General features: G+C 38.5%; 19 protein-coding genes. 8 read left to right on the forward strand and 11 right to left on the reverse strand.

The features are described from left to right. Positions 1-169 precede the first annotated feature (169 nt). From C9J31_RS08830 to C9J31_RS08840, 3 genes are all read left to right on the forward strand, one after another. Positions 170-568, forward strand: a complete 399-nt coding sequence (locus C9J31_RS08830; RefSeq protein WP_107948105.1) for a MarR family winged helix-turn-helix transcriptional regulator — start codon at positions 170-172, stop codon at positions 566-568. A 5-nt stretch (positions 569-573) separates the two neighbouring features. Beyond that, a complete protein-coding gene (locus C9J31_RS08835) occupies positions 574-1,764 on the forward strand; it encodes an MFS transporter (RefSeq protein WP_107948103.1) in 1,191 nt (396 codons plus the stop codon). Positions 1,765-2,318: 554 nt separating this feature from the next. Beyond that, a complete protein-coding gene (locus C9J31_RS08840; RefSeq protein ID WP_107948102.1) occupies positions 2,319-3,974 on the forward strand; it encodes a methyl-accepting chemotaxis protein in 1,656 nt (551 codons plus the stop codon). Positions 3,975-4,186: 212 nt separating this feature from the next. Here the strand turns inward: C9J31_RS08840 and C9J31_RS08845 are convergent, their stop codons facing one another. The 5 genes from C9J31_RS08845 to C9J31_RS08865 form a co-directional block, all read right to left on the reverse strand. Then, positions 4,187-4,804, reverse strand: a complete 618-nt coding sequence (locus tag C9J31_RS08845) for a C40 family peptidase (protein ID WP_107948100.1) — start codon at positions 4,802-4,804, stop codon at positions 4,187-4,189. Between the two features lie 502 nt (positions 4,805-5,306). After that, positions 5,307-6,053: an amino acid ABC transporter ATP-binding protein gene (locus C9J31_RS08850; RefSeq protein WP_107924305.1), complete on the reverse strand. Its 747-nt coding sequence runs from the start codon at positions 6,051-6,053 to the stop codon at positions 5,307-5,309. 11 nt (positions 6,054-6,064) lie between these two features. After that, the gene (locus tag C9J31_RS08855) at positions 6,065-6,721 is read right to left on the reverse strand and encodes an amino acid ABC transporter permease (RefSeq protein ID WP_107924306.1); all 657 of its coding nucleotides are present in this window, start codon (positions 6,719-6,721) and stop codon (positions 6,065-6,067) included. A gap of 190 nt (positions 6,722-6,911) precedes the next feature. Continuing rightward, positions 6,912-7,718 (reverse strand): amino acid ABC transporter substrate-binding protein, encoded by an 807-nt coding sequence (locus C9J31_RS08860; RefSeq protein WP_107948098.1) that lies wholly within the window; start codon positions 7,716-7,718, stop codon positions 6,912-6,914. 274 nt (positions 7,719-7,992) lie between these two features. Then, positions 7,993-8,385, reverse strand: coding sequence for a ribonuclease HI family protein (locus C9J31_RS08865; RefSeq protein ID WP_107948096.1), 393 nt, complete (start codon positions 8,383-8,385; stop codon positions 7,993-7,995). A 183-nt stretch (positions 8,386-8,568) separates the two neighbouring features. Between C9J31_RS08865 and C9J31_RS08870 the strand changes: the two genes are divergently transcribed. Further along, positions 8,569-8,760, forward strand: coding sequence for a zinc-finger domain-containing protein (locus C9J31_RS08870; RefSeq protein WP_054767583.1), 192 nt, complete (start codon positions 8,569-8,571; stop codon positions 8,758-8,760). Positions 8,761-9,043: 283 nt separating this feature from the next. On the opposite strand, the gene C9J31_RS08875 is transcribed toward C9J31_RS08870, so the two are convergent. Further along, entirely contained in the window at positions 9,044-10,027 is a 984-nt protein-coding gene (locus C9J31_RS08875; protein WP_107924309.1) for an SEC-C domain-containing protein, read from the reverse strand. 359 nt (positions 10,028-10,386) lie between these two features. Continuing rightward, a complete protein-coding gene (gene pepF / locus C9J31_RS08880) occupies positions 10,387-12,192 on the reverse strand; it encodes an oligoendopeptidase F (RefSeq protein WP_107948094.1) in 1,806 nt (601 codons plus the stop codon). A gap of 368 nt (positions 12,193-12,560) precedes the next feature. Here pepF and C9J31_RS08885 point away from each other — a divergent pair, with 368 nt between their 5' ends. Together C9J31_RS08885 and C9J31_RS08890 are read left to right on the forward strand one after the other, a co-directional pair. Then, the gene (locus C9J31_RS08885; RefSeq protein WP_107948093.1) at positions 12,561-13,001 is read left to right on the forward strand and encodes a Dps family protein; all 441 of its coding nucleotides are present in this window, start codon (positions 12,561-12,563) and stop codon (positions 12,999-13,001) included. A gap of 133 nt (positions 13,002-13,134) precedes the next feature. Further along, a complete protein-coding gene (locus C9J31_RS08890; protein ID WP_107948091.1) occupies positions 13,135-13,656 on the forward strand; it encodes a general stress protein in 522 nt (173 codons plus the stop codon). A gap of 119 nt (positions 13,657-13,775) precedes the next feature. On the opposite strand, the gene C9J31_RS08895 is transcribed toward C9J31_RS08890, so the two are convergent. From C9J31_RS08895 to C9J31_RS08910, 4 genes are all read right to left on the reverse strand, one after another. Further along, positions 13,776-14,906: a Ger(x)C family spore germination protein gene (locus C9J31_RS08895; RefSeq protein ID WP_107948089.1), complete on the reverse strand. Its 1,131-nt coding sequence runs from the start codon at positions 14,904-14,906 to the stop codon at positions 13,776-13,778. A 5-nt stretch (positions 14,907-14,911) separates the two neighbouring features. Next, positions 14,912-16,351: a spore germination protein gene (locus C9J31_RS08900; protein WP_107948087.1), complete on the reverse strand. Its 1,440-nt coding sequence runs from the start codon at positions 16,349-16,351 to the stop codon at positions 14,912-14,914. After that, positions 16,335-17,414, reverse strand: coding sequence for a GerAB/ArcD/ProY family transporter (locus C9J31_RS08905; RefSeq protein WP_107948273.1), 1,080 nt, complete (start codon positions 17,412-17,414; stop codon positions 16,335-16,337). Before C9J31_RS08905 ends, C9J31_RS08900 begins: the two co-directional genes overlap by 17 nt. A gap of 604 nt (positions 17,415-18,018) precedes the next feature. After that, positions 18,019-18,915, reverse strand: coding sequence for a DMT family transporter (locus C9J31_RS08910; protein ID WP_107948086.1), 897 nt, complete (start codon positions 18,913-18,915; stop codon positions 18,019-18,021). Between the two features lie 134 nt (positions 18,916-19,049). On the opposite strand from C9J31_RS08910, the gene C9J31_RS08915 reads away from it, so the two are divergent. Next, positions 19,050-19,925: a LysR family transcriptional regulator gene (locus C9J31_RS08915; RefSeq protein WP_107924315.1), complete on the forward strand. Its 876-nt coding sequence runs from the start codon at positions 19,050-19,052 to the stop codon at positions 19,923-19,925. 285 nt (positions 19,926-20,210) lie between these two features. Further along, the gene (locus C9J31_RS08920; RefSeq protein ID WP_107924316.1) at positions 20,211-20,885 is read left to right on the forward strand and encodes a phosphopantothenoylcysteine decarboxylase domain-containing protein; all 675 of its coding nucleotides are present in this window, start codon (positions 20,211-20,213) and stop codon (positions 20,883-20,885) included. The last annotated feature ends 104 nt before the right edge of the window (positions 20,886-20,989 follow it).

Raw genomic sequence — 20,989 nt, forward strand, 5'->3', positions numbered from 1 at the left:
GATAGCGCGTGGAAAATCGCCAGTAACATAGAGAAAATCGCTGCTAACACACAGGGAAATCGCCACTAGATAGTGTCATAGGTCCATAGGTAAGCAACTTTCTTTACAATGAAAAAAATCAAGCGTATAGTATTTATTTAGCTAGGTAAATAATTTAGGCGGTGATAATATGAATCCAATCTTCCATGCTTTATTCCAAAAAAGTCGCTTTTTAACGAATAGTTTAAATGAAGTATTGAAACAGCATAATCTGTATAGTTCGCAATGGACTATTTTATATTGCTTGCAGAAGCACGGTGCTATGTCGTTAACGCAAATTTGGAAGTATTTGAATATCGAAGCACCGAGCATCACTAGAGCCATTTCTCGGCTTGAAGATTTAGGCTGGGTGCAACGCGTCGATGGCGACGATAAGCGTGAAAAAATCGTGACATTATCAGCGATGGCTGAGCAACGCTTACCAGCAATTACGGCAACCATTTTGGCGTTTGAGGCAGAAATGGTCGGTTCACTGACTGCGGAAGAACAGCAGCAATTTCTGACCCTATTGCAAAAAATGAAAGGTTGATAGACATGCAGCAAGAAGGAAGTACACAAATATGGACAAAGCGGTTTATTAGTTTATTTATAACGAATATAACTGTATTTTTTGTTTTTTATGGTTTAGTCACGACATTACCACTTTATGCAATCGGCGAGCTTCATCAAACCGATAAGGAAGCGGGACTTTTATTATCAGGTTTCTTGTTATCCGCTATTATTGTCCGTCCTTTTTCGGGAAAATTATTGGATGTCTTTGGCAAGAAAAAACTATTAGTTATTTCGATCATCGGCTATTTTTTATGTACGGTTTTATATTTATTTATTCATCCATTTGGACTGTTACTCGGTTTACGATTTGTGCAGGGGATATTTTTTAGCATTATCACAACCGCAGCAGGTTCTTTAGCGGCGGATATTGTACCAGTGAGTCGCAAGGGTACAGGGCTAGGGTATTTTACAATGTCTACGAACTTAGCGGTCGTTATTGGACCATTCATTGGCCTACTACTCATTCAATATAGTAGTTTTAATGTGTTATTTATTGTCATGAGTATTTGTGTTTTAGCAGGTGGCCTATTAGCCGTAACGGTGAATACGGATGATTTACCGCAGCCTGCACATCAAGGCAAGTTGACATTTAAGATGAATGATTTATTTGAACGTAAAGCATTGCCAGTAGCTGCCATTGCAAGCTTAGTGGCTTTTTCATATGCCAGTGTATTATCGTTTTTATCGGTCTACGCGCAGCAAAAGGATTTAATGGCCGTGGCCAGTCTATTTTATGCAGTGTTTGCGGCAGCGATGCTGATTACACGTCCGTATACAGGAAAGCTCTATGATACAAAAGGGCCGCAGTTTGTGATTATACCGGGCATAATATCGTTTGCAATCGGTCTGATTATGCTGGCATTTGTTTCAGGACCAGCATTATTTTTGTGTGCAGCTATTTTTGTTGGTTTCGGTTATGGGGCTGTGACCACGAGCTTACAGGCTTTAGCAGTACAATCAACAGCACATACGCGCAGTGGTTATGCAACTGCAACCTACTTTACGATGTTTGACCTCGGCATTGCACTAGGTTCTTATATTCTAGGGATGGTGGCCGTGCAAGCAGGCTATGCTTCTGTTTATTTGACAGCTGCAGGTTTACTAGTCGTTGTCTTTATCATTTATTTACTGCGGTTAGCCAAAATAAAAGCAAAAAATGTAGCTCATATATAGGACAACGGGGCTCTTGTATCCCGATGACCAATGCCTATAAATCGCTTAGTACAATAGCTTTTCGTTCTCAACGGGACTTTTTTCGTTGAGTTTTTTTATGCGTTCATAAGTGTATAAACTCGAAACCTAACACATTGATTTCACAATTCTACAGCAGTTCCCTTTCGCAAGTAAAAGAACAAGACAATAAGCAAATTATTTCGCAATATTTTCCTGAAAATAAGCATTTGTTTATAATAATAGGTAAAAATATCTATTGAATGCGAGTTTTTTGGCTGTCTATTAATATAATAGGCATTTTAATTGATGTATATTTGAAAATGTATTATGTTACGCTGATGCTATCAATGATATAAAAAATTATGAATAATTATGGTAAAAATTTAGGTTTTAGTAAAAGAATGCTTCTATATACATATGCAGTACAGCAATCTATGTAGCCATTCCCTATACTAATCGCCTCTTTGGAACATCGTTTCACGGCTGTTTCCTGTGATTTTATCTGTGAATTTGTTGCGAAATCTAAAAATTTATCGTTTGAAGGGGATGGACATATGCGTAATGCAACGATGTTTAAAAAACTATTTGTCTTAATTGCTACTTTTGTTGTAACGATGGTTTTCTTAGTAGGTAACGGGTACATTGAGATGTCGCGGTTGGCAGGAAATACGAAGGAAATGTACGAGGATAGTTTATTGCCTTCCGTAAGTTTCGGTAAATTCAGGGCAAACAACCGCACAATGGAGAAGATTTTGTTTCAAATAATGCAGCAAACAACGAAAGAAGAAGGGGAGCAACTACTGGCTCAAAAAAAAGAATTAGTCGCCGCTAACCTTCAAATTCTGGAAGAACTGCAGAAGGCTAATCTGTCTTCAGATAAGAAGGAAGCACTAGCCGAGCTGTCTCAGGTTTACCTAAGTTACTTAAATGTCCACAACAATTTGTTAGCTCTTGGAAATGCAAATAAAAATGTTGAGGCATACCAGCAGTATAAGACAAAGGGGATAGAAGCGATTAATGCCCTTTTAGCAATTACGGATCCATTAGAGAAAGCCATACAGGAAGAAGCTGCTCAGCGAAGTCAGGAAAGTAGCGCTGAGGCGAAGCGAGTTACTCTGCTCTCTCTTATCTTCTCAAGTATTATGATCGTGCTATGTATAGTGGTAGGTTGGTACATCACACGCATTATTGTAAAACCACTCGAAACTTTAAATGACAAGATGAAAGAAGCCGAGAAGGACGATTTCACTGGTAAAGTCAATTACGTGTCAAAAGATGCAATCGGACAGTTAACAAATGCCTTTAATAACATGCTGGAAGGACAAAGGCAGCTTCTCAACGAGATTATGCAAACATCGCAGGATGGGGCGGCTTACTCGAAAGAGCTAGCGGCAAGCGCCGGGCAAACCACTATGGCAAGTGAAATCATCGCCCAAACAATTCATGAAATAGACAATCAGGCACAAGCTGTGGAACAAGTTACACATACACTGCAATATATGGGTGATAATATCCATGCCATTGCTTCCAGTGCACAAGATGTATCCAACATAGCGATTGACGCTTCCGAAAAACCGCTACAAGGAAACGAAATCATTATGAAAGCAGAGCAGCAAATGAACTCGATTCATGTTTCCATCAATCAGTTAGGACAAGTAATAGACAATTTACGACAACGCTCAGAAGAAATCGGTGAAATTGTTGGCACTATCACCAAAGTTGCTGGACAAACTAATCTCCTCGCCTTGAATGCAGCCATTGAAGCAGCAAGAGGAGGAGAAAGCGGCAGAGGCTTCGCGGTAGTTGCAGCAGAAGTGCGCAAGTTGGCCGAAGAGTCCTCTCTATCTGCTAGCAAAATAGCTCAAATTATTTCTTCTATTCAAACAGAAACGAATAACGCTGTACTTTCTATGAAATCGGTCACTGATGAAGTATTGAATGGGATTGAATCCGTTAGCATTGCCGGTATGTCCTTCGAGCAAATCCAACAGTCTGTTAACAGCGTGACGGATAAGATTCGCGGGGTCACTTTGGCCGTTCAACAACTGGCTTCAGGATCTGAGCAGTTAGCTCATTCAGTTCATCTCATTAATGAGTTTGCTGAAACATCGGCTACATCTGTGGAAAATGTTACGAGTGCTATTGAAGAACAGTTAGCTTTTGTGCAAGAAATTTCCTCGGCTTCGGATGCATTATCGCAAAAGCAATAGCACTTGATACGCAGATTAATCATTTCAAAATATAAAGCGCATGCACGACTTTGTCGCACACGTTATCGCCATGTAACGCCTTGTAGCAAGTTGCAAAGAATGAGAATTACAGCGTTCAAACATACAGTCGTAGAAATTACCGATGGTAGATTTATAATAAAAAAAGACTGAAGACACTCGATTTCTTTCGAGTTTGTCTTCAGTCTGATAGTTTACGATAAACGACCATACCCTACAAAATACTGCTTCCAATAGGAGCTATTGATGTTAGCGATGGTTACACCACTATTGCTAGCATTTATCATTTGATTATTGCCAATATAAATGCCTGCATGTGAAATACCTGGCTTATATGTATTAGCGAAAAATACTAAGTCCCCAACTTGCGGTGTAGTCACTTTTTTGGCTGAATTATAAAAACCTGCAGCCGTTTTACGAGGTGTTGAAATACCAGCATTATTATAAACAAAAGTGATATAGCCTGAGCAATCAAAGCCTGTGCTCGGTTTTGTACCACCAAACGAGTATTTTACACCTAGTTGTTGCTTAGCGATTTGTACGAGGTTAGTCGTTGGTTTAGGTACAGCAGTTAGCGTAGTATTCAGGTTAAGTTTTTGTCCCACAAAAATGTTTGTAGATGATAAATGATTCCAGTTCATCAATGTTTGATAAGATACGCCGTGTTGACTGGCAATCTTCCATAAAGAATCACCAGACTTTACTGTATATGTTGCGGCTGAGGCTGTGTCAAACGTAGAAAAAAGCACAGACGAGCTTAATGCCAAGGCAGCTAACTTCATGCCCCATTTCATCTTTTTATTCTTTGTCAAAATATGTATCCTCCTAAAGCTTTGAAGCTTAAAACTTGGTATATTAATGATATTAACATTGGAATATTACAGTTACATGTCAACAAAATAACATTAAGGATACATTTCTATTTTAGTGAAATAATAATAATGCCGTTATTTTTATATCTTTAGAGTGGCTATACACTGTGCCCGATGAAAAGCATTGACGAAAGCAAATAAAAAAGCCACTCATGATTTTTTCATCAGATGAGTGACTTTAAATTAGATAAATGTTTTAAGTGTTTATAGCTAGAAAGGTAAAAATCCACGAAGTTTTCTGTCAGTCATAGGAGAGGGAGCAAAGGCGACATAGCAAATGTTGTATGTGGTGACAGCGAAGTATCAACCAGAAAACGCCTTCGTGACCACCATCCTCGTGCCATTGTTGCCCCTGCCTTACCCGCATAAAAGGCACCGCGGATGTTTACCATATAATAAGAGGGTGTAATGGATTCAAAGCTTTGTTAAACAGCCCATCTTATTATTTTAAGTTCTTCTGCAAAAATGCCTTTGTACGTTCGTTTTGTGGATTCGTAAAAAATTCTTCAGGATGATTTGCTTCAATAATGTCGCCACCATCCATAAATACCACCTTGTTTGCGACTTCGCGTGCAAAGCCCATTTCATGTGTTACGACAATCATCGTCATATGCTCCTCGGCTAAATCCTTCATGACTTTTAACACTTCACCTGTCAGCTCGGGATCTAGTGCTGAAGTTGGTTCATCGAATAATAAAATCTGAGGATTCATCATTAGTGCGCGTGCAATGGCTACCCGTTGCTTTTGTCCACCAGAAAGATTAGCAGGGTATGCTTTCGCTTTATCGGCTAGTCCAATTTTTTGTAGTAAATCCTCACTGCGACGTGCGATGGCATCCGGCGCTTCCGTTTTCAGTAAACCCGGTGCAATCTCAAGGTTTTGCTGCACTGTTAAATGGGGAAATAAGTTAAAGTGTTGAAACACCATGCCCATTTTGGCCGTAATTTTTTTTATGTCTTGCGGCTTCGCATAATTACCTTCTTGCACTAAGTAATCCCCATCGACACGAATACTACCACCATTAATCTCTTCTAGATGAACGAGGCTTCGTAGCATTGTGCTCTTACCAGAACCTGATGGTCCGATGACAGCGACGACATCTTTTTTCTCAATGTCAAATGTAATTTGTTTTAGTACTTGCAATTCACCAAATGATTTCTTCAAACTCGATATTTCAATCAGTGCCATACGTGTCACCTCTATTCAAATTTAAAACGTTTTTCAAGCCATTTAAATACTACCGTTAACATTAACGTCATGACTAAGTAAATAGCGCCAGCAATGAAGTACGGTACAATCGTAAAGTCACGATTTACTGCTGTTTGTGCAAAGTGAAGTAGCTCTGGTACTGCTACAGCATATAACAGTGCTGTGTCCTTGATTAATGTTACTGATTCATTTGATAAGGCCGGTAAAGCTACACGAAACATTTGTGGCAAAATAATACGTGTTGTTGTTTGCCATTTCGTCAAGCCTAGTACTTGTGCGGCTTCGTATTGCCCTTTATCAATCGCCAGTAAGCCACCTCTGAAAATTTCCGCAAAGTACGCGGCGTAATTTAAAATAAAGCCCAAACAAGCGGCAACAAAGCGATCTAGCACTAAATACTCGCCAATTACGGGTATCATCGGTAAACCAAAACATATTAATAAAAGCTGTAGCAAGAGTGGCGTCCCACGCATCACATAAATATACGTATGTGCAAGCCACGATAGTGGTTTTATCCGACTTTTTACAGCTAATGTTAGTAAGAAGCCAAATGGAATCGATACGAGAATTGCAATTATGAACAGTAGTACCGTCATTTTTGCTCCTTCAAGCATCGGCAAAATCATTGTTTGCCAGTAGTCCACCATAAATATTTTCCCTCCAAAAAGCTAAGAGTTTCACGAGGAAACTCTTAGCCATAGATATCATTCAATTATCCCGTAATAACGGTAGTTAAGACGCTCATTTGAAAATGAAGGTCAAGCACTCATAAGTACCTGATTGGTTCAACGAATTGAGGAGGACCAAATACAAACCCCATCCAATACACGTTGCCCTTTATTTTAAAACCTTATCTTCACCAAACCATTTTGTAGAGATTTCAGCGGCTGTGCCATCTTCATTCATTTTATCTAAAGCGGCTTGTAGCTTTTCTAATAAGGCTTCATTTCCTGGTTTTACACCAATACCATATTGTTCTGGTGCTAGAGATTCTTCTAATAACTTGAATGTATCAGGTTCTTGCGTCATGTAATATTCTGCGACAACGGCATCGATAATGACTGCATCGACACGACCTGTTTTTAAATCTGTTAAAGCTAAAACGTTATCTCCAAACTCTGTGATTTTTTTAACGTCTTTGTGAATTGGATTGCTGTTTAAAGCATCTGCGGCAGAAGACAGGGCTTGAATACCAACTTCTGTTCCTGCTAAATCGCTAAGTGTTTTGATTGTTGAATCTTTTTTTGTTAACACCACTTGCGAGTTTTCTAGATAGGGCTTTGTAAATAAAACTTTTTCTTTACGCTCATCTGTAATGGTATAACCATTCCAAATTAAGTCGATACGACCACTCATTAATTCGGATTCTTTTGTTTTCCAGTCGATTGGTTGGAATTGTGCTTCCATCCCCATATGTTCAGCCGCTGCACGAGCTAAGTCGATATCAAAACCAACAATTTCATTTTTATCATCACGGAAGCCCATTGGAGCGAACTTATCATCAATACCAATGATGACTTTTTCTGTTGCTTTGTTTGAGTCAGTTGAACTATCTGTTGCATTTGATTTTTCATCAGAAGTGCCACATGCGGCTAAAGCTAGCACGGCAGTAAGCATAATAAGTAATGTGAAAATACGCTTCATTGTCAAAATTCCCCTCACATAATAATTATATTACTAGCAAATAATAGTTTTACGCTTTCTCTTACTAAATTACTAATGTGTCAAAGGTATCACCATGGCATAAAGTTGTCAATATCCCTAGGGAATAATTCAATATATAAATATATTTTTTAAGCGATTTACGGCTATTCGGGGAAAGCATTTCAGTTTTCGAGGAAAAAGTACCATAAATTTACTTGTTGTCACTTTTCTAAACAAGGAATAAAAAAAAGCGCTGGTTTATGTTGTCAGCACTTTAGCTTTTTTCTTGTTGAATGGCCGCACGTGCAAGCGCATCAGCAGCTTTATTTTGTGAATCTGGTACCCATTTAATGAAAAACAACTCGAAGCTACTAGCGAGCGTTAATGCTTGCTCAAGATAAGGTTTAAATTCTTCATTTTTGACATATTCTTTTTCCATAGAGGCCACAACAATTTTAGAATCTGAGCGCACTGAGACAAGGGTTGTACCAAGCTTCTGTGCTTCTTCTAGACCACGCACTAAAGCACTGAATTCGGCAATATGATTATTGGTGTGACCAATGTATTCACTGAATTGCAGATGGTGTCCCTCACCTTTAATGAAAATGCCAATGCCACTTGGACCAGGATTACCTGCGCTTGCGGCATCTATATAAACTTCCAACATAAAATCCCTACTTTTCAATTAGATTCAATGATAATTGTACAGCAAAAATGCTGTTTCTCAATCTACAATACCATCATAACAATTTCTGTTAAATAAGGATGAACAAAATAGTTGCTTGTACAAAATGTTCACTTCATAATAGTAAGAAGCGAAATTTGGACGTGAAAGGGGTTAACGTTCTTGATGGATAAAGTGACAGTTATGAAAGATCTTGATGAACTACATGATATGTATTGCGCTGATTGCTTAGTCATGAAGCAACTGCGAAAAGAACGTGGTAAAACGGGAGCGCATCGCTTCTGTATTGAAGGTTGCACAGTAGGGGAGCGGCTGCAATTTTTAGGGGAAGAGCTACTGAAAGTATATAGTAAATAGTGTCTTCCGCTGTAGTAACTACAATAAAATAAGATTTATTGCTAAAAATAATCATATTTGTCGTATTCCACGCATAAATATTAATATGTTCGGAAATAATAATATTGGTTGGTTACCATAGAAAAAGTTACTTTGTTATCTGCATGCAGATAGTTAGTAGCTTTTTTTATTGTACATCGTTGTGTCGTGCGCTAAAGCACGCTATTCTCCGTTTTCTTGAAATACATAATAAAGCCGCACGCTCTAGGTTTGACCTGAACGTGCGGCACTAATATCTATGTTTTTATTTCGTCGCTACGTAATTACTTAAGTCTTGATAATATTTTGTCAGTGAAGTTGCTGAAATATCAAATGTCGCCGCAATTTCTTTTACTGTCATTGATAATGATTCGAACAGCTCTTTTTCTTGCCCATAGCGAATCGCACCCGCAGCGATAGCCGCTTCTTTACGTGCAGAAGGTTGTCCTTCGATTAAATAATCTTCTAATAGCTCTAACATCGGTTCTGTTTCACGTTCATTTTGCTCAAGGAACTCTTTTACTTGGGCAAGTACACCGTTTTCAAAGCTTGTAAATTCTTCACCTTTGTAGCCATTAGATACAAGGAGCTCCCAGAAAGATAAATGATCCTCTTTTAAGAAAGCCTCCACTTTTTTCCCAGAAGCCTCAAAGTTTTTCTTCAATTGTGTAAATACTTTTTCATGGTCTTGTGGGAAGAAAATAAGTGTTGAAACAGCTAAGTACTGTGCTTCTTTTTTCGTGCCATCAGGTAGGATAAATGCAAATACTTGCATCCCTTCAGGAATTGGCTTGTCGTTTTCACGACGAATATAGATTTCTTGGTTTGACAGCACATGTGTAGCTTTGAAATATTTTTCCTCTACAACAGACACGGTTCCAATAAATAATGTAGGTTGTGACCAACCTTCTAACACTTTTAAAGTGGAAGGTCGAACCGTCTTTTTCTTTGTTTTCTTTAAATAACCTTTCCAAATAGATGGCTCTTGGTGGAAGAAGAAGTCGTCCAATGCGATTGCTTCAATAAGCTCACGCTGTAACACGCTCTCTAATTTAGGCTGCCATGTGCCCACGTGCTCAATATAGGCACGGACATCTTTGCGTTCTGGGTACTCTAAATAGAATGTTTGTAGTACACGCTCTAATTCTTCAATTGCCACAGTTTCTACTGTTACTTGCTGCTTACCTTCACAGCACTTTTTATATTTTTTGCCGCTACCGCATGGGCATGGATCATTACGTTTTACCATAATTAGAAACACTTCCTTTGAAAATTGTTAGTCGATTTTTGCTAAATAAATTGCGTACACTTAATAATAACGGTACTTTTGTACGAAGGAAAATGATTATCTATTTTGAAATATCAAAAAAATGTAGAGGGACGCCCTGATTCTAGTATATGTACGTATATTCTCGCTTAGAACTAAAAAAAGAAAACCATCACGCATGTGAATGGAAAACGTCCAGGGTACAAGGGAAAATCCACTGCCCAAGTGGTTCACAGCACAAAGTGGCTGATAGAACAGGGGAAGTGGCGGATAGAACGCGCGAACCAAGCTAAAAAAGCAGCCTACATCAGTAGGCTGCTTGTCGCGAGGGATAGCTATGTTTATCCTTCAATTTCCTTAGTTAGCCGTTCGAGCTCATCGATTAAATGACCGATATAAGCAATCGTATCCCGAAGTGGCTGATCTGTTGTCACATCCACACCTGCCATTTGGGCAAGCTCTACAGGGGATTTTGTGCCACCCGCTTGGAGAACTGCTAACCATTCATCGACAGCCGAGCTACCTTCTTTTAAAATGCGTTGCGAAACTTGAGTTGAAATCGTTAAACCAGCACTGTATGTGTAAGGGTATAAGCCCATGTAGTAGTGTGGCTGACGCATCCAAGTTAACTCTGCACCTTCCGTAATCTCTACAGTATCGCCCCAGAAATCTTCAAGGACCGTGCGTTTTAATTGATTTAAGACAGTCGCATTGACCGAGTCGCCAGCGTCCACTAATTCATATACTTTGCGTTGATAAGCAGCTTCTAGTAAATGTGTCACGAAGTTATGATAATACGTTTTCGCTACGATATTTGAAATGACCCAACGTTTGAATCGAAGGTCGTCATTATGTGTTAATAAATAATTTGCCAATAGCATTTCATTCATTGTCGATGGTGCCTCGATAAAGTAAAGAGAAGGACGGCTATTGAAATACGATTGATGGCCTTGAGCATTCACAAAATGTCCTGCATGGCCAAGCTCATGTGTGAGTGTAAATACCTCATTCATGCGTTCGTTCCATGACATGAGGATGTATGGATGACTGCCATATGGACTTGAGCAAAATGCGCCGGTCGATTTCCCTTTGTTTGGCGCAAAATCAATCCAACGGTCATTAAATGCGCGTTCTAGCATGTTTTGATAATCCTCACCCATGACCGCTAGGGATTTTTCCACATAATCCTTCGCCTCAGCCATTGTTAACTTTGGATCGTAGCTAGCATCGAGCGCAATTTTTAAATCCGCAAATGTCATTGACTCTAAATCATTCGCTTGCTGAACAAGCTTCGCGTAACGGCGCATATGCGGTGCAAGTTCTTGTGTAATAAGGTCAATTTGACGATGATAGAGCGATTGATCTACGTCTTGATCGAATAATAAATAGTCAATGACAGAGTCAAAACCTCGTAAATCAGCAATCGTTTTTTCTTGTTGAATATGCGTGTTGTATACCTGCGCAGTTGTGTGCTGATAATCACGTAACTTACTAGAAAATGCATCAAATGCTGCACGACGCACATTTGTATCTACTTCAAGTTCCCAGTCATTTTCGAATAATACAAAGCTGAGCGGGTGTTTTTTGCCGTTTGCCTCAAACTCACCGAAATTCATATCGACCAGCTTGGTTGTGTTATAGATTTCATAGGGTGCTTCAAACGTGGAACTTAGTGCCGCCAACGCTTTTTCGACTTCAGGCTGTAACTGATGTGGCTTCTGTTTTAATAATTCCTGTAAATAGTGCTCATAAAGAGGGCTCAATGTAGCAGCTTCCTCTAACACTTTTTCATCTAATGCTAATAGTTCGCTACGCACAAAAGAGAGCGCACTACTAATTTTACCGACTGCTGTACCGAATTTTGCCGCACGCATTTGTGCGACATCGTCTGTGCGATCAGCCTGTAAGTTTAAACTAGCATACGTACCTATTGGCACAAATTGCACTTGCAGTACTTCAAAAGCTGTGAGAACGTCAATTACTTTGGATGCATCTGTAATGGTGCCCTGATACGTACGCTCAAAATTCACAGCTTCCTCCACCAATTGCGCTAAAATAGGTTCAAAATCTGCGTCATTCTCCAGCAAATCTTGTAAATTCCAAGTTTCTTCTAGTGGCACATCCTTGCGTAATGGTAAAACTTCCATGTATAAACACCCCTTTGTTGTAAGTGATTTCATTATAACGAAACTATTTCGGAAAGTGAAATAATTATAGAGAATAGTTTTAATATTGTGCTTAATTTTTATTGTGAACTGTTGAACATAGTGCTAGTCATCAACTCCATGGCTTTGCTATAGCTAAATTGACTGCGTTTATTAAATCACAGTTACGCTAAATACTAGATTGACTTCTATAATATATAGGCAAATCGTTGATATTTAATATTGCTTGCTATACTCACAGAATTTTCAGTTATGTTTTAAATTGTGGTAGTAGGGAAAAAATGAGTGTATAGCCAATACACAATGCAACGCATACTAAAGGCTAGAACAAAGAAATTGGAGGAGACAACATGACACAAAACTTAAATAAGCAATTGAATAAGCTGGTCTCAACATACTCGGTACTGTATACAAAATTGCATAACTATCATTGGTATGTAACGGGGAATGCCTTCTTCACACTCCATGCAAAATTTGAAGAGTTATATAATGAATCCACATTAAATTTAGATGAAATTGCCGAGCGCATTCTGTCCAAAGACGGTAAGCCTGTAGCGACATTAAAAGAACACCTTGAGCTCTCTTATGTTGAGGAAGCAACAGGGAAGGAAACAACGGATGAAATGGTAGAAACAACCATCTCGGATTTCCAAAAGCTAATGAAAGCGTTAAATTCAACAATGGAGCTAGCAGCGGAGGAAGGGGACGACCGCACAGAGGATTTACTCAATGCGATGTACCAATCACTAGAAAAGCATGCATGGATGTTAAAAGCCTTTCTCGGCAACTAAACGATGACCAGTGTGACAAAGTGAAATAGAATATGACAAATATTACAGAATCATAAAAAACAACAAAAAGGCGTTTCTTATCCCACGAGCAGGGTAAAAACATAGTAAGCCATACAAATAGGAGGAATTGAACATGATGAATGAACAAAACCCACAAATTGAGGTGGCACATACAAAAGACGAAATGCTGCACATTTTAGAAAGTATGCGATTAGCTGGATATCGTACAGAAGATATTCATATTATTGCAAAGGATCAAAGCCAATTTGAGGATATCAAATGGGATGTGGATGTTAGAACGCATGAAGCAGGGAATTGGGTAGACCAATTTAAATCATGGTTTACGGGCGAGTCTGCTGTGACAGAAGGGTTAAAGCGATTTGACTTAACAGAAGGACAAACCGCGTATTATGCGCAACTTGTAGAGCAGGGAGCTATCGTATTATTTGCTGAACGCGATGATACAAGTGACCCACTGACAACTGCAACCTATGATGAAGCCAATGGCTATCGCCATAACCCACTTGATCCACGCGTAACAGCGCCAGAACCATTTGATACGGTTGGAAATGTGGAGACATCCGAGCAACGTGAGGAACGCTTAAAAGCGGAAGAACGCATGAACGATGCAGAACAAATTAGAAGATATTTATAAAAGACTTTTCGGTGGGGGATTTATCTCCCACCGATTTTTGTTATTACCCCAGTAAAAATCTCAAAGAGAGTTTCAATAAAAACAAGACAATCACTAGAAACGATAGGGCTTACAGGAAATTACTTGATAATTTTTACCGCTCCACCATCTTTTACAAAAACGTTGACAGTGATTTGATGGATGGAATCATTCGTTAGGTTTTTTATTTCCTCGTTCGTCCAAGTTTTGGATTTGAAACGATAAGCTTTTTCTGAAAGATTGAAAACATCGGCATTAATTTCTAGTCCTTTATTAAATGTTTGTTGGATTTGAGATGCTATGATGGACTCCGTTTGTTGCGCAATTTGTTTTCTAGTAAGATTTTTTGGATTTTCTGTAATGGATGCTTTAACGTCTAATTCGACATCATATTTTGGCGCTTTGCCATCTACTATTTTAATTGTATGCTTTATATCATCGATAGACATTGAAACAGCTTTATCTTTAATGGACAGCTTCATGTTATGAAATTCTTTATTAAACCAATCCAGACCTGAAAGTTCTTCCTCCTGTAACCATCCTTTTAATTGTTGATTGACAAGAAAGTACGCGCCACTAATCGTTAATATTTTTTTTGAGTCGCTATCTTCATCCCAATAATTATCGGTTACATCTATTGTGGGAATCATTAATGAACCAATGGGCTCATAAAATCTTTTTATGATGTTTTGTACGGTGATGGTTGGGAAAAATGTATTAAAAAATAGTTGTTCTTTTGGATCATAAGTAAAAGTTAAGTTTGGCGGTTTATAAAATAACCCGCGAACGTTCATGATTTCCTTAATATCATGGTCATACGCATAAATTAACGTATTATAACGCAAATAATAGTTTCTACTAAAGTAATCTAGAAACCCATCCAGTTGTCCCTCCAAAATATTTTTGGAAATAAAAATAGCTTGTACATGCCCATAATAGAGGGGATTTACTGAATGTTTTTCAATATCATCCATTGCCTCTTGAATGGTTTCGCCTTCTCCATGTCCAATTACAATGGGCGCGGGCTCTTTGGCGATGTCTGGTTCAGAGCCAGTAATATTATTAAAGCCAACAGCTTGGAGATATAAATGATATTTATTGTCCGTATAATCCATACCTAAAGCCGTCACGTAAATTTCACTTTGAATTTCTTTAATTCCTGAACAGCCAGCTAATAGCCAAGATAAATGACAAAAAATGATTACTTGCAGGATCACTTTATAAGGTGCCATGAAATTCACTCCTTTTTACGGCGAGCATCATACATATGGTCTTTCGACTTAAATTTGAACGGCATTTTCAAGAAACCTTTCATCATATCTGGAGCATTCACTTTGTAAAGTGTGGACAGATAAGGGCGTCCAAAGCTTTCCAATGAAGAAATATATGTTAGTAAAAATAATACACAGACAAAAAAGCCATACATCCCAAAAAAAGAAGATATTATTAACGTGACAATTCTCAATAAAAAGACATTGCCCAATATATTTTGATTTATTAATGTATAACTAGAAATAACAGTAAGTGCGCCTACTACTAATGTTGACGGTGAAGTAAAACCAGCTCTTATGGCTGCATCTCCAACGATTAGCCCTCCTAAAACAGCGACAGTTTGACCAACCGTTTTAGGTAAGCGTACCCCAGCCTCCCTAAAAAGGTCGAAAAAGATGAGCATGATAAAAATTTCGATAGAAGAGGACACAGGTAAACCAATTTTAGATGTAGAGATCGATGCTAATAATGGGAAGGGTAGTTGGTTAAGCTGATGAACAGTCAAGGCAATCCAAAAACCTGGTAAAAAGATACTAGTAAATAAAGAAAGCACTCTTAAAATGCGGGAGAAGCTTCCGTAAATGAAACTGGTTTGATCATCTTCAGGCGCCTTTAAAAGAAGTAATAAATTAACCGGCCCAATAAGACAACTTGGGCTACCATCAACAAGTACGGCGAAACGGCCTTGATTGAGTGAGTTGACGACAAAATCGGGTCTTCCGGTATAATCGATTAGTGGGAATAGTGCAGATGTTTTATCATAAAGTAATTCCTCTATATGATAGCTACTGGTAATCACATCTACATCGATCACATCTAACTTGTTTTGTACGTTTTCTAAAATATCCGGTTTTATAAGATTATCTAGATAAAGAAGTAAAACCCTTGTCTTACTAGTAGTCCCAATTAAATAGCTCTTACTGCATAAATGATTACTTTTTAATCGCATCCGTAGCAACGAAAGGTTTGTATCGATATTTTCTACAAAACCATCACGCGGCCCCCTTAATGACACTTCCATATTGGATTCATCAATGGCACGTTCTGGAAGTTTCGCTAATTGGATGGCATATAGCTTATCGGATTGACTGTGATAAATATAGATGAAGCCAGAAAAAATGCCGCTGTTTATGTCCTCCAGTTTTTGCAAATAATCATGTAACTCTTCCACCTCTAAATAGCGATTGATTATTTTGATATCATTCATATGTCCTTGTTCAGCAAGGTGTCTAACACTTGGTAATAATGTATTAAAATAAAGCTCATTATCAATTAACCCTGGGCAGTAAAAGAACACTAGCTCTTGGTTTTCATCATGAAAGTAATAATGTTTTTGGCTAATTCTTATATCCGTTTGCTTCCTTAATGCTTGATATAAAAGTTCCCTATTACGATGTTTGTTCAAATTTTTGCCCCCTTTTAAAGCGCAATAATATATAGGTAACAATCATAAAAACGAATAAAAACATAAATATTGCGGGTAGATAGACCCTATTGATAAATAAAATAAAACTAGAAACAGACCATGGAATTAATAATCCCAATGTTAAGCCTAGATACAGAAGTAAGAGATGACGATTTCGATTTTTTTTGAAAAATGAAGATAGTATATACATAAACAAACTGATGCGAATAAATGAGATTGACAATATGTGAAATACGGATAGTGAATCCAGTCTCGTCAAATATTTGCCGAATGACAACACTTTCCACTGTTCATTCACTGGAAAAGTCATCCTTTGGGCTATAAAAAGCCCAAACTCAGCAATAGTAGATGTAATCGTTATAAAGGTTAATAACAGCAACAATGTTGATAAAGCTATAATCCCTTTAAATTTCACTTTTTCTTGTGCATGACCTAATACTACAAATAAGAGAAAACCGACTTCTAAAATGCCAATACACATGTACATTACACCTATTAGCGTTGAAGAAATACTCGTATGGTTAATAGGTAACAGCAGCTGATATTCATGATTAACTGAATTTCCGATATTAAGAAGGGCAAATAATAGAATGTAGATGCTCCCGATGGTGAATGATTGGATGGCAATCGTCTTAATGCCCTTTTGAGAACCATAAAAACATAAGAGAATAAACAGTAAGACATTGATAAAATAGGGGTATTCAAACGCAAAATTTTCATCAATCCAAATCATCGTAAACTTTAAGGTCATAAAAGTTGAAAAGAGTATATACACGACATATAAAGCAATGACAATTCCATAAAGCGGTTTATTGTAATACCTAGAAATAAACTGAGGTAAAGAACTCGTTTTTAAGGTAGAAGCGATTCTTGAAATAACGATGGCAAAAACAAGAAAAGGCAGTAAGCTTACGATAGCACTTAGCCAAGATGCACGTTCAACTTCAGAAATTATTGTGGGGGTGAGCATGAATTGTGCCAAGAAACTAACAGATAAAAATAATAAGCAATAGATATGTATAGGTTGAATACTTTTGTTCATCACCGATAAATCCTCCTTTCTTTATCCCCGCATTAGTGAGTCATTACACGCCCATGTCAAGTGGATAGATGACAACGAATACATGGGGGCGAACAGCTGACTATAAAACGCGAAGAACATCCTGCTGATTGAAATTTCACTTTATAGTATAGCCTTGTGTAAAAATTTCAATCAACGGGCAAGGGTGGTTTGCACAAATAACCAATGATGTAAGTATGAGAGAAATGAAAAGGGGCTGGGACAAACGAGAAAAAGTGTTAGATTGACTGATGTCGATCTAACACTTTTTTGCTGTGAACGTTGATGTCCACTACGGCGGACGTTCCGGAGGCGTGGCCTGAGCCTGTTGTAGTCTCAGGCGTCACGCTAATCCCCAAGAAGTCACCGCCTTCGCTACCATCAACTAGTGCACTCTTCTAAATTTTATTGATGCCAAAAGGAAGAACGTCTAAATTTTTCTTTATTTTAGATAGCAACAATTTAATAATACCTTTGCTGCTCTTTCTTAAAATTTAAAGTTTTGTCCCAGCCTCTTTCTATTCGCTATGTGTATGTTTTTACTGTATCGCTGTAACGCCGATTTTGTCGCTAGTCCGATACGGTATCATATAACTTTTTCTTGCGCTTGTTTTTTAAAGAAGCGTGACAAGTGCATATGCTCAAATTGTGCCACCAAATTACCGATTAAAATAAAGCTACCACCAATCAGTAGTTTGACAGTCAATCCTTCGCCTAAGAACATCATCGCAAACATGGCAGCAAAGATGGGTTCTAAGGAAAAAATGAGACCTGTATGTGTAGCAGATGTATACTGTTGTGCAACAGTTTGACCGACGAAACAGAAGGCACTACAAATGATGCCGAGCCCGATAATAGCAAGCCATGAAGCGGCTGTATTTGGCAGTGTAGGTGCTTCGAAGAACAGTGTACAAACAAGTGCATAGAGGCCCGCAAAACCAAGCTGATAAACCCCGTAGGAAATCGACTCTACGCTTCGAGTAAACTTGCTGTTTAATAATAAATAGATAGCATAACCTAGCGCTGCAATCGCTACTAAAATATCACCTTTTTGGAATGTAAAAGAGCCTTGCGCTGTTAAAACTGTGATGCCAATCATCGTACAAATAATCGCAAAACTAACCGCTCTTGACGGTAACTTTTTGTCGATAAAGCTACTGATAATAGGCACTAGCACAACTGTTAAGCTTAAAATAAATCCAGCGTTTGAAACGGAAGTCGTTTGTAATCCAAATAAACTTAGTGCGAACACAAGGAATAAGAGAAAGCCTTGGATAGCTGCGTATTTTAATGTTTTGAAATCGACCTTTATCATGCGTTTATAAAAGATTATACCTGCCGCTAAAAATGCGATAACACAGCGTAATGCCACCACATTATAAACAGCCAATGTTTCAAGCCCCATTACCATAAACGTATAGGACAACCCCCAAAACATTGTCACAATTATCATCAATAAATTTGCTTTTCCTTGAATACTCATTATGCTCACCTACAGTCTGTGTACTAAAACAGTTTTATACTAAAATTTACTATATATCTTGTGTTGTGATTAGTAAAACGAATGTTTATAATGATTAATATTAAAAAAATTCATGTATATCGAGGACAAAGCAAATGAGTTTGGTGAAATATGAAATTTTAAATAAGGTGGCAGAGCTTGAAAGCTTTACCAAGGCAGCCGATGCATTAGGTTTAACCCAATCGGCGGTCAGTCATGCTGTCTCTAGTTTAGAAAAGGAATTTGGCTTTGCGCTGATTCACCGGAGCCGAGCTGGTGTGACCTTAACGACTGAAGGGCATACGATGTTGCGTGCCATGCGCCATGTACTGGATGCTGAAGAATTATTGCAGCAGGAAGCAGCGCATATTCATGGGGTAACACGGGGGAAAGTGCGAATCGGAGTTATTTCGAGTATTTCTTCCAATTGGATGCCCGAAATCGTTCGCATTATGGACAATCAATTTCCTGGCATTCAAGTGGAATTGCGCGAAGGAGATTATTATGAAATTGAACAATGGCTACAAAGTGGCGAGGTGGATGCTGGATTTTTAAATGGCCAAAAATCTGAGCAATATCAGTTTATCGAGCTTCAGCAGGACCCTCTGTTATGTATTGTTTCTGACAAAAGTTCACTCTATGACAGAACAGAAATAGATATTGTGGAACTTGAGGATATGCCATTTATCATGACGTCTTATCGTGGTACGAATGATGTAAAGGTGATTTTAGAGCATTATCATGTTAAGCCCAATATTCGCTTTGAATTGTCGGAAGAGGTGGGCATTTTTTCAATGATTTCGCATCATTTAGGCATTAGTATTTTACCGCGATTAGTCATTAATCGTTTACCTTCTACATTAAAAGCCATTCCATTAAAGCAAGGTGGATATCGTACCATAGGACTAGCTATGAAGCACCATGCTTCACCTGTGACCAAGAAATTTGCGGAAATTTTAAGCACTTGGTTAAGCGAACAAAATAAGAAATAGGTTATTTTGTCTTTTTACGTTAAAATAGGACATGTATATGTAGCTTTCAGTTAGTAGCTGCCTAAACAACTACTGACTGATAACACCTCTGGTAGCTGTTTGGAATTGAAATGGCGTCCATTTAAGGCTGTTTGTCGAACTAAGTCGCATCCAGACTGACTGTCATTACATGAGGCTTTGGTGATAGGACGGACATCGAGTTGACCTTTTTGGAGACTTAAGCACCATTCAACATCCAGATGTACATGACGCAAAAGAGGTAATTGATAAGAAAAAGGTGAGTGTATGGGGACATTACAAGGGAAAACCGTACTCATTACAAGTGGGGGAACACTTGAAAAATGGGATCGTGTACGCGGGCATACGAATTTGTCGAAAGGCAGTATGGGATGCTATTTGGCTGAAGCAGCTCTTGCCGCCGGAGCCGATGTATTGTATATGCATGGCTATTTCGCGCAACTTCCTAAAAATCAAGATAAAATGCGTACGCTACAATTTGAAGGAATTGAAGATTTAGGGACTAAGGTTCACCATGCTGTTCAAGAGCAAAAGGTAGACATTGTGATTATGGCGGCGGCCGGCTCCGACTGGGTCATTGACAAGGTTTATGACCAATCAGGCAACTTAATGGAGGAAGCGGGTAAAATGCCTTCGGACGAACCCCCTATCATCCACTTTAAAAAAGCGCCAAAAGTACTCGGGCAAATAAAGAACTGGCAGCCCAATGTCACACTTGTGGGCTTTAAACTAGAAGCAACAAATGATGAAGATTTCTTACTTGCAAGAGCACGCCTACGTATGGACTCAGCACATGCACAGTTTATGGTAGCGAATAGCTCACAGTCCTTATATGGTGGCGACGAACCACACTGGATTGTACCAGCAACAGGACAACCAATAAAAGTAATGGGCAAAGAACAAACAGCTAAAGCATTAATGGAATGTTTACAAACAACTTAAAGCCGTAGGATAGCAGAAAGTAATGCTATCGGTCATAATAGCTAAACTGTGCAGACAGCAAGTGAGTCTGCACAGTTTTTTTCTGACGACAGCAGGTGTTTACG

It is taken from the genome of Lysinibacillus parviboronicapiens (genome assembly GCF_003049605.2).
GTDB lineage: Bacteria > Bacillota > Bacilli > Bacillales_A > Planococcaceae > Lysinibacillus > Lysinibacillus parviboronicapiens.

What these genes read in the sequence shown, in the direction of transcription:
- C9J31_RS08830 (WP_107948105.1), top strand. Translation starts at nt 170, where the DNA reads ATGAATCCAATCTTCCATGCTTTATTCCAAAAAAGTCGCTTTTTAACG.
- C9J31_RS08835 (WP_107948103.1), top strand. Translation starts at nt 574, where the DNA reads ATGCAGCAAGAAGGAAGTACACAAATATGGACAAAGCGGTTTATTAGT.
- C9J31_RS08840 (WP_107948102.1), top strand. Translation starts at nt 2,319, where the DNA reads ATGCGTAATGCAACGATGTTTAAAAAACTATTTGTCTTAATTGCTACT.
- C9J31_RS08850 (WP_107924305.1), bottom strand. Translation starts at nt 6,053, where the DNA reads ATGGCACTGATTGAAATATCGAGTTTGAAGAAATCATTTGGTGAATTG.
- C9J31_RS08855 (WP_107924306.1), bottom strand. Translation starts at nt 6,721, where the DNA reads ATGGTGGACTACTGGCAAACAATGATTTTGCCGATGCTTGAAGGAGCA.
- C9J31_RS08860 (WP_107948098.1), bottom strand. Translation starts at nt 7,718, where the DNA reads ATGAAGCGTATTTTCACATTACTTATTATGCTTACTGCCGTGCTAGCT.
- C9J31_RS08865 (WP_107948096.1), bottom strand. Translation starts at nt 8,385, where the DNA reads ATGTTGGAAGTTTATATAGATGCCGCAAGCGCAGGTAATCCTGGTCCA.
- C9J31_RS08870 (WP_054767583.1), top strand. Translation starts at nt 8,569, where the DNA reads ATGGATAAAGTGACAGTTATGAAAGATCTTGATGAACTACATGATATG.
- C9J31_RS08875 (WP_107924309.1), bottom strand. Translation starts at nt 10,027, where the DNA reads ATGGTAAAACGTAATGATCCATGCCCATGCGGTAGCGGCAAAAAATAT.
- pepF (WP_107948094.1), bottom strand. Translation starts at nt 12,192, where the DNA reads ATGGAAGTTTTACCATTACGCAAGGATGTGCCACTAGAAGAAACTTGG.
- C9J31_RS08885 (WP_107948093.1), top strand. Translation starts at nt 12,561, where the DNA reads ATGACACAAAACTTAAATAAGCAATTGAATAAGCTGGTCTCAACATAC.
- C9J31_RS08890 (WP_107948091.1), top strand. Translation starts at nt 13,135, where the DNA reads ATGATGAATGAACAAAACCCACAAATTGAGGTGGCACATACAAAAGAC.
- C9J31_RS08895 (WP_107948089.1), bottom strand. Translation starts at nt 14,906, where the DNA reads ATGGCACCTTATAAAGTGATCCTGCAAGTAATCATTTTTTGTCATTTA.
- C9J31_RS08905 (WP_107948273.1), bottom strand. Translation starts at nt 17,414, where the DNA reads ATGAACAAAAGTATTCAACCTATACATATCTATTGCTTATTATTTTTA.
- C9J31_RS08910 (WP_107948086.1), bottom strand. Translation starts at nt 18,915, where the DNA reads ATGAGTATTCAAGGAAAAGCAAATTTATTGATGATAATTGTGACAATG.
- C9J31_RS08915 (WP_107924315.1), top strand. Translation starts at nt 19,050, where the DNA reads ATGAGTTTGGTGAAATATGAAATTTTAAATAAGGTGGCAGAGCTTGAA.
- C9J31_RS08920 (WP_107924316.1), top strand. Translation starts at nt 20,211, where the DNA reads ATGGGGACATTACAAGGGAAAACCGTACTCATTACAAGTGGGGGAACA.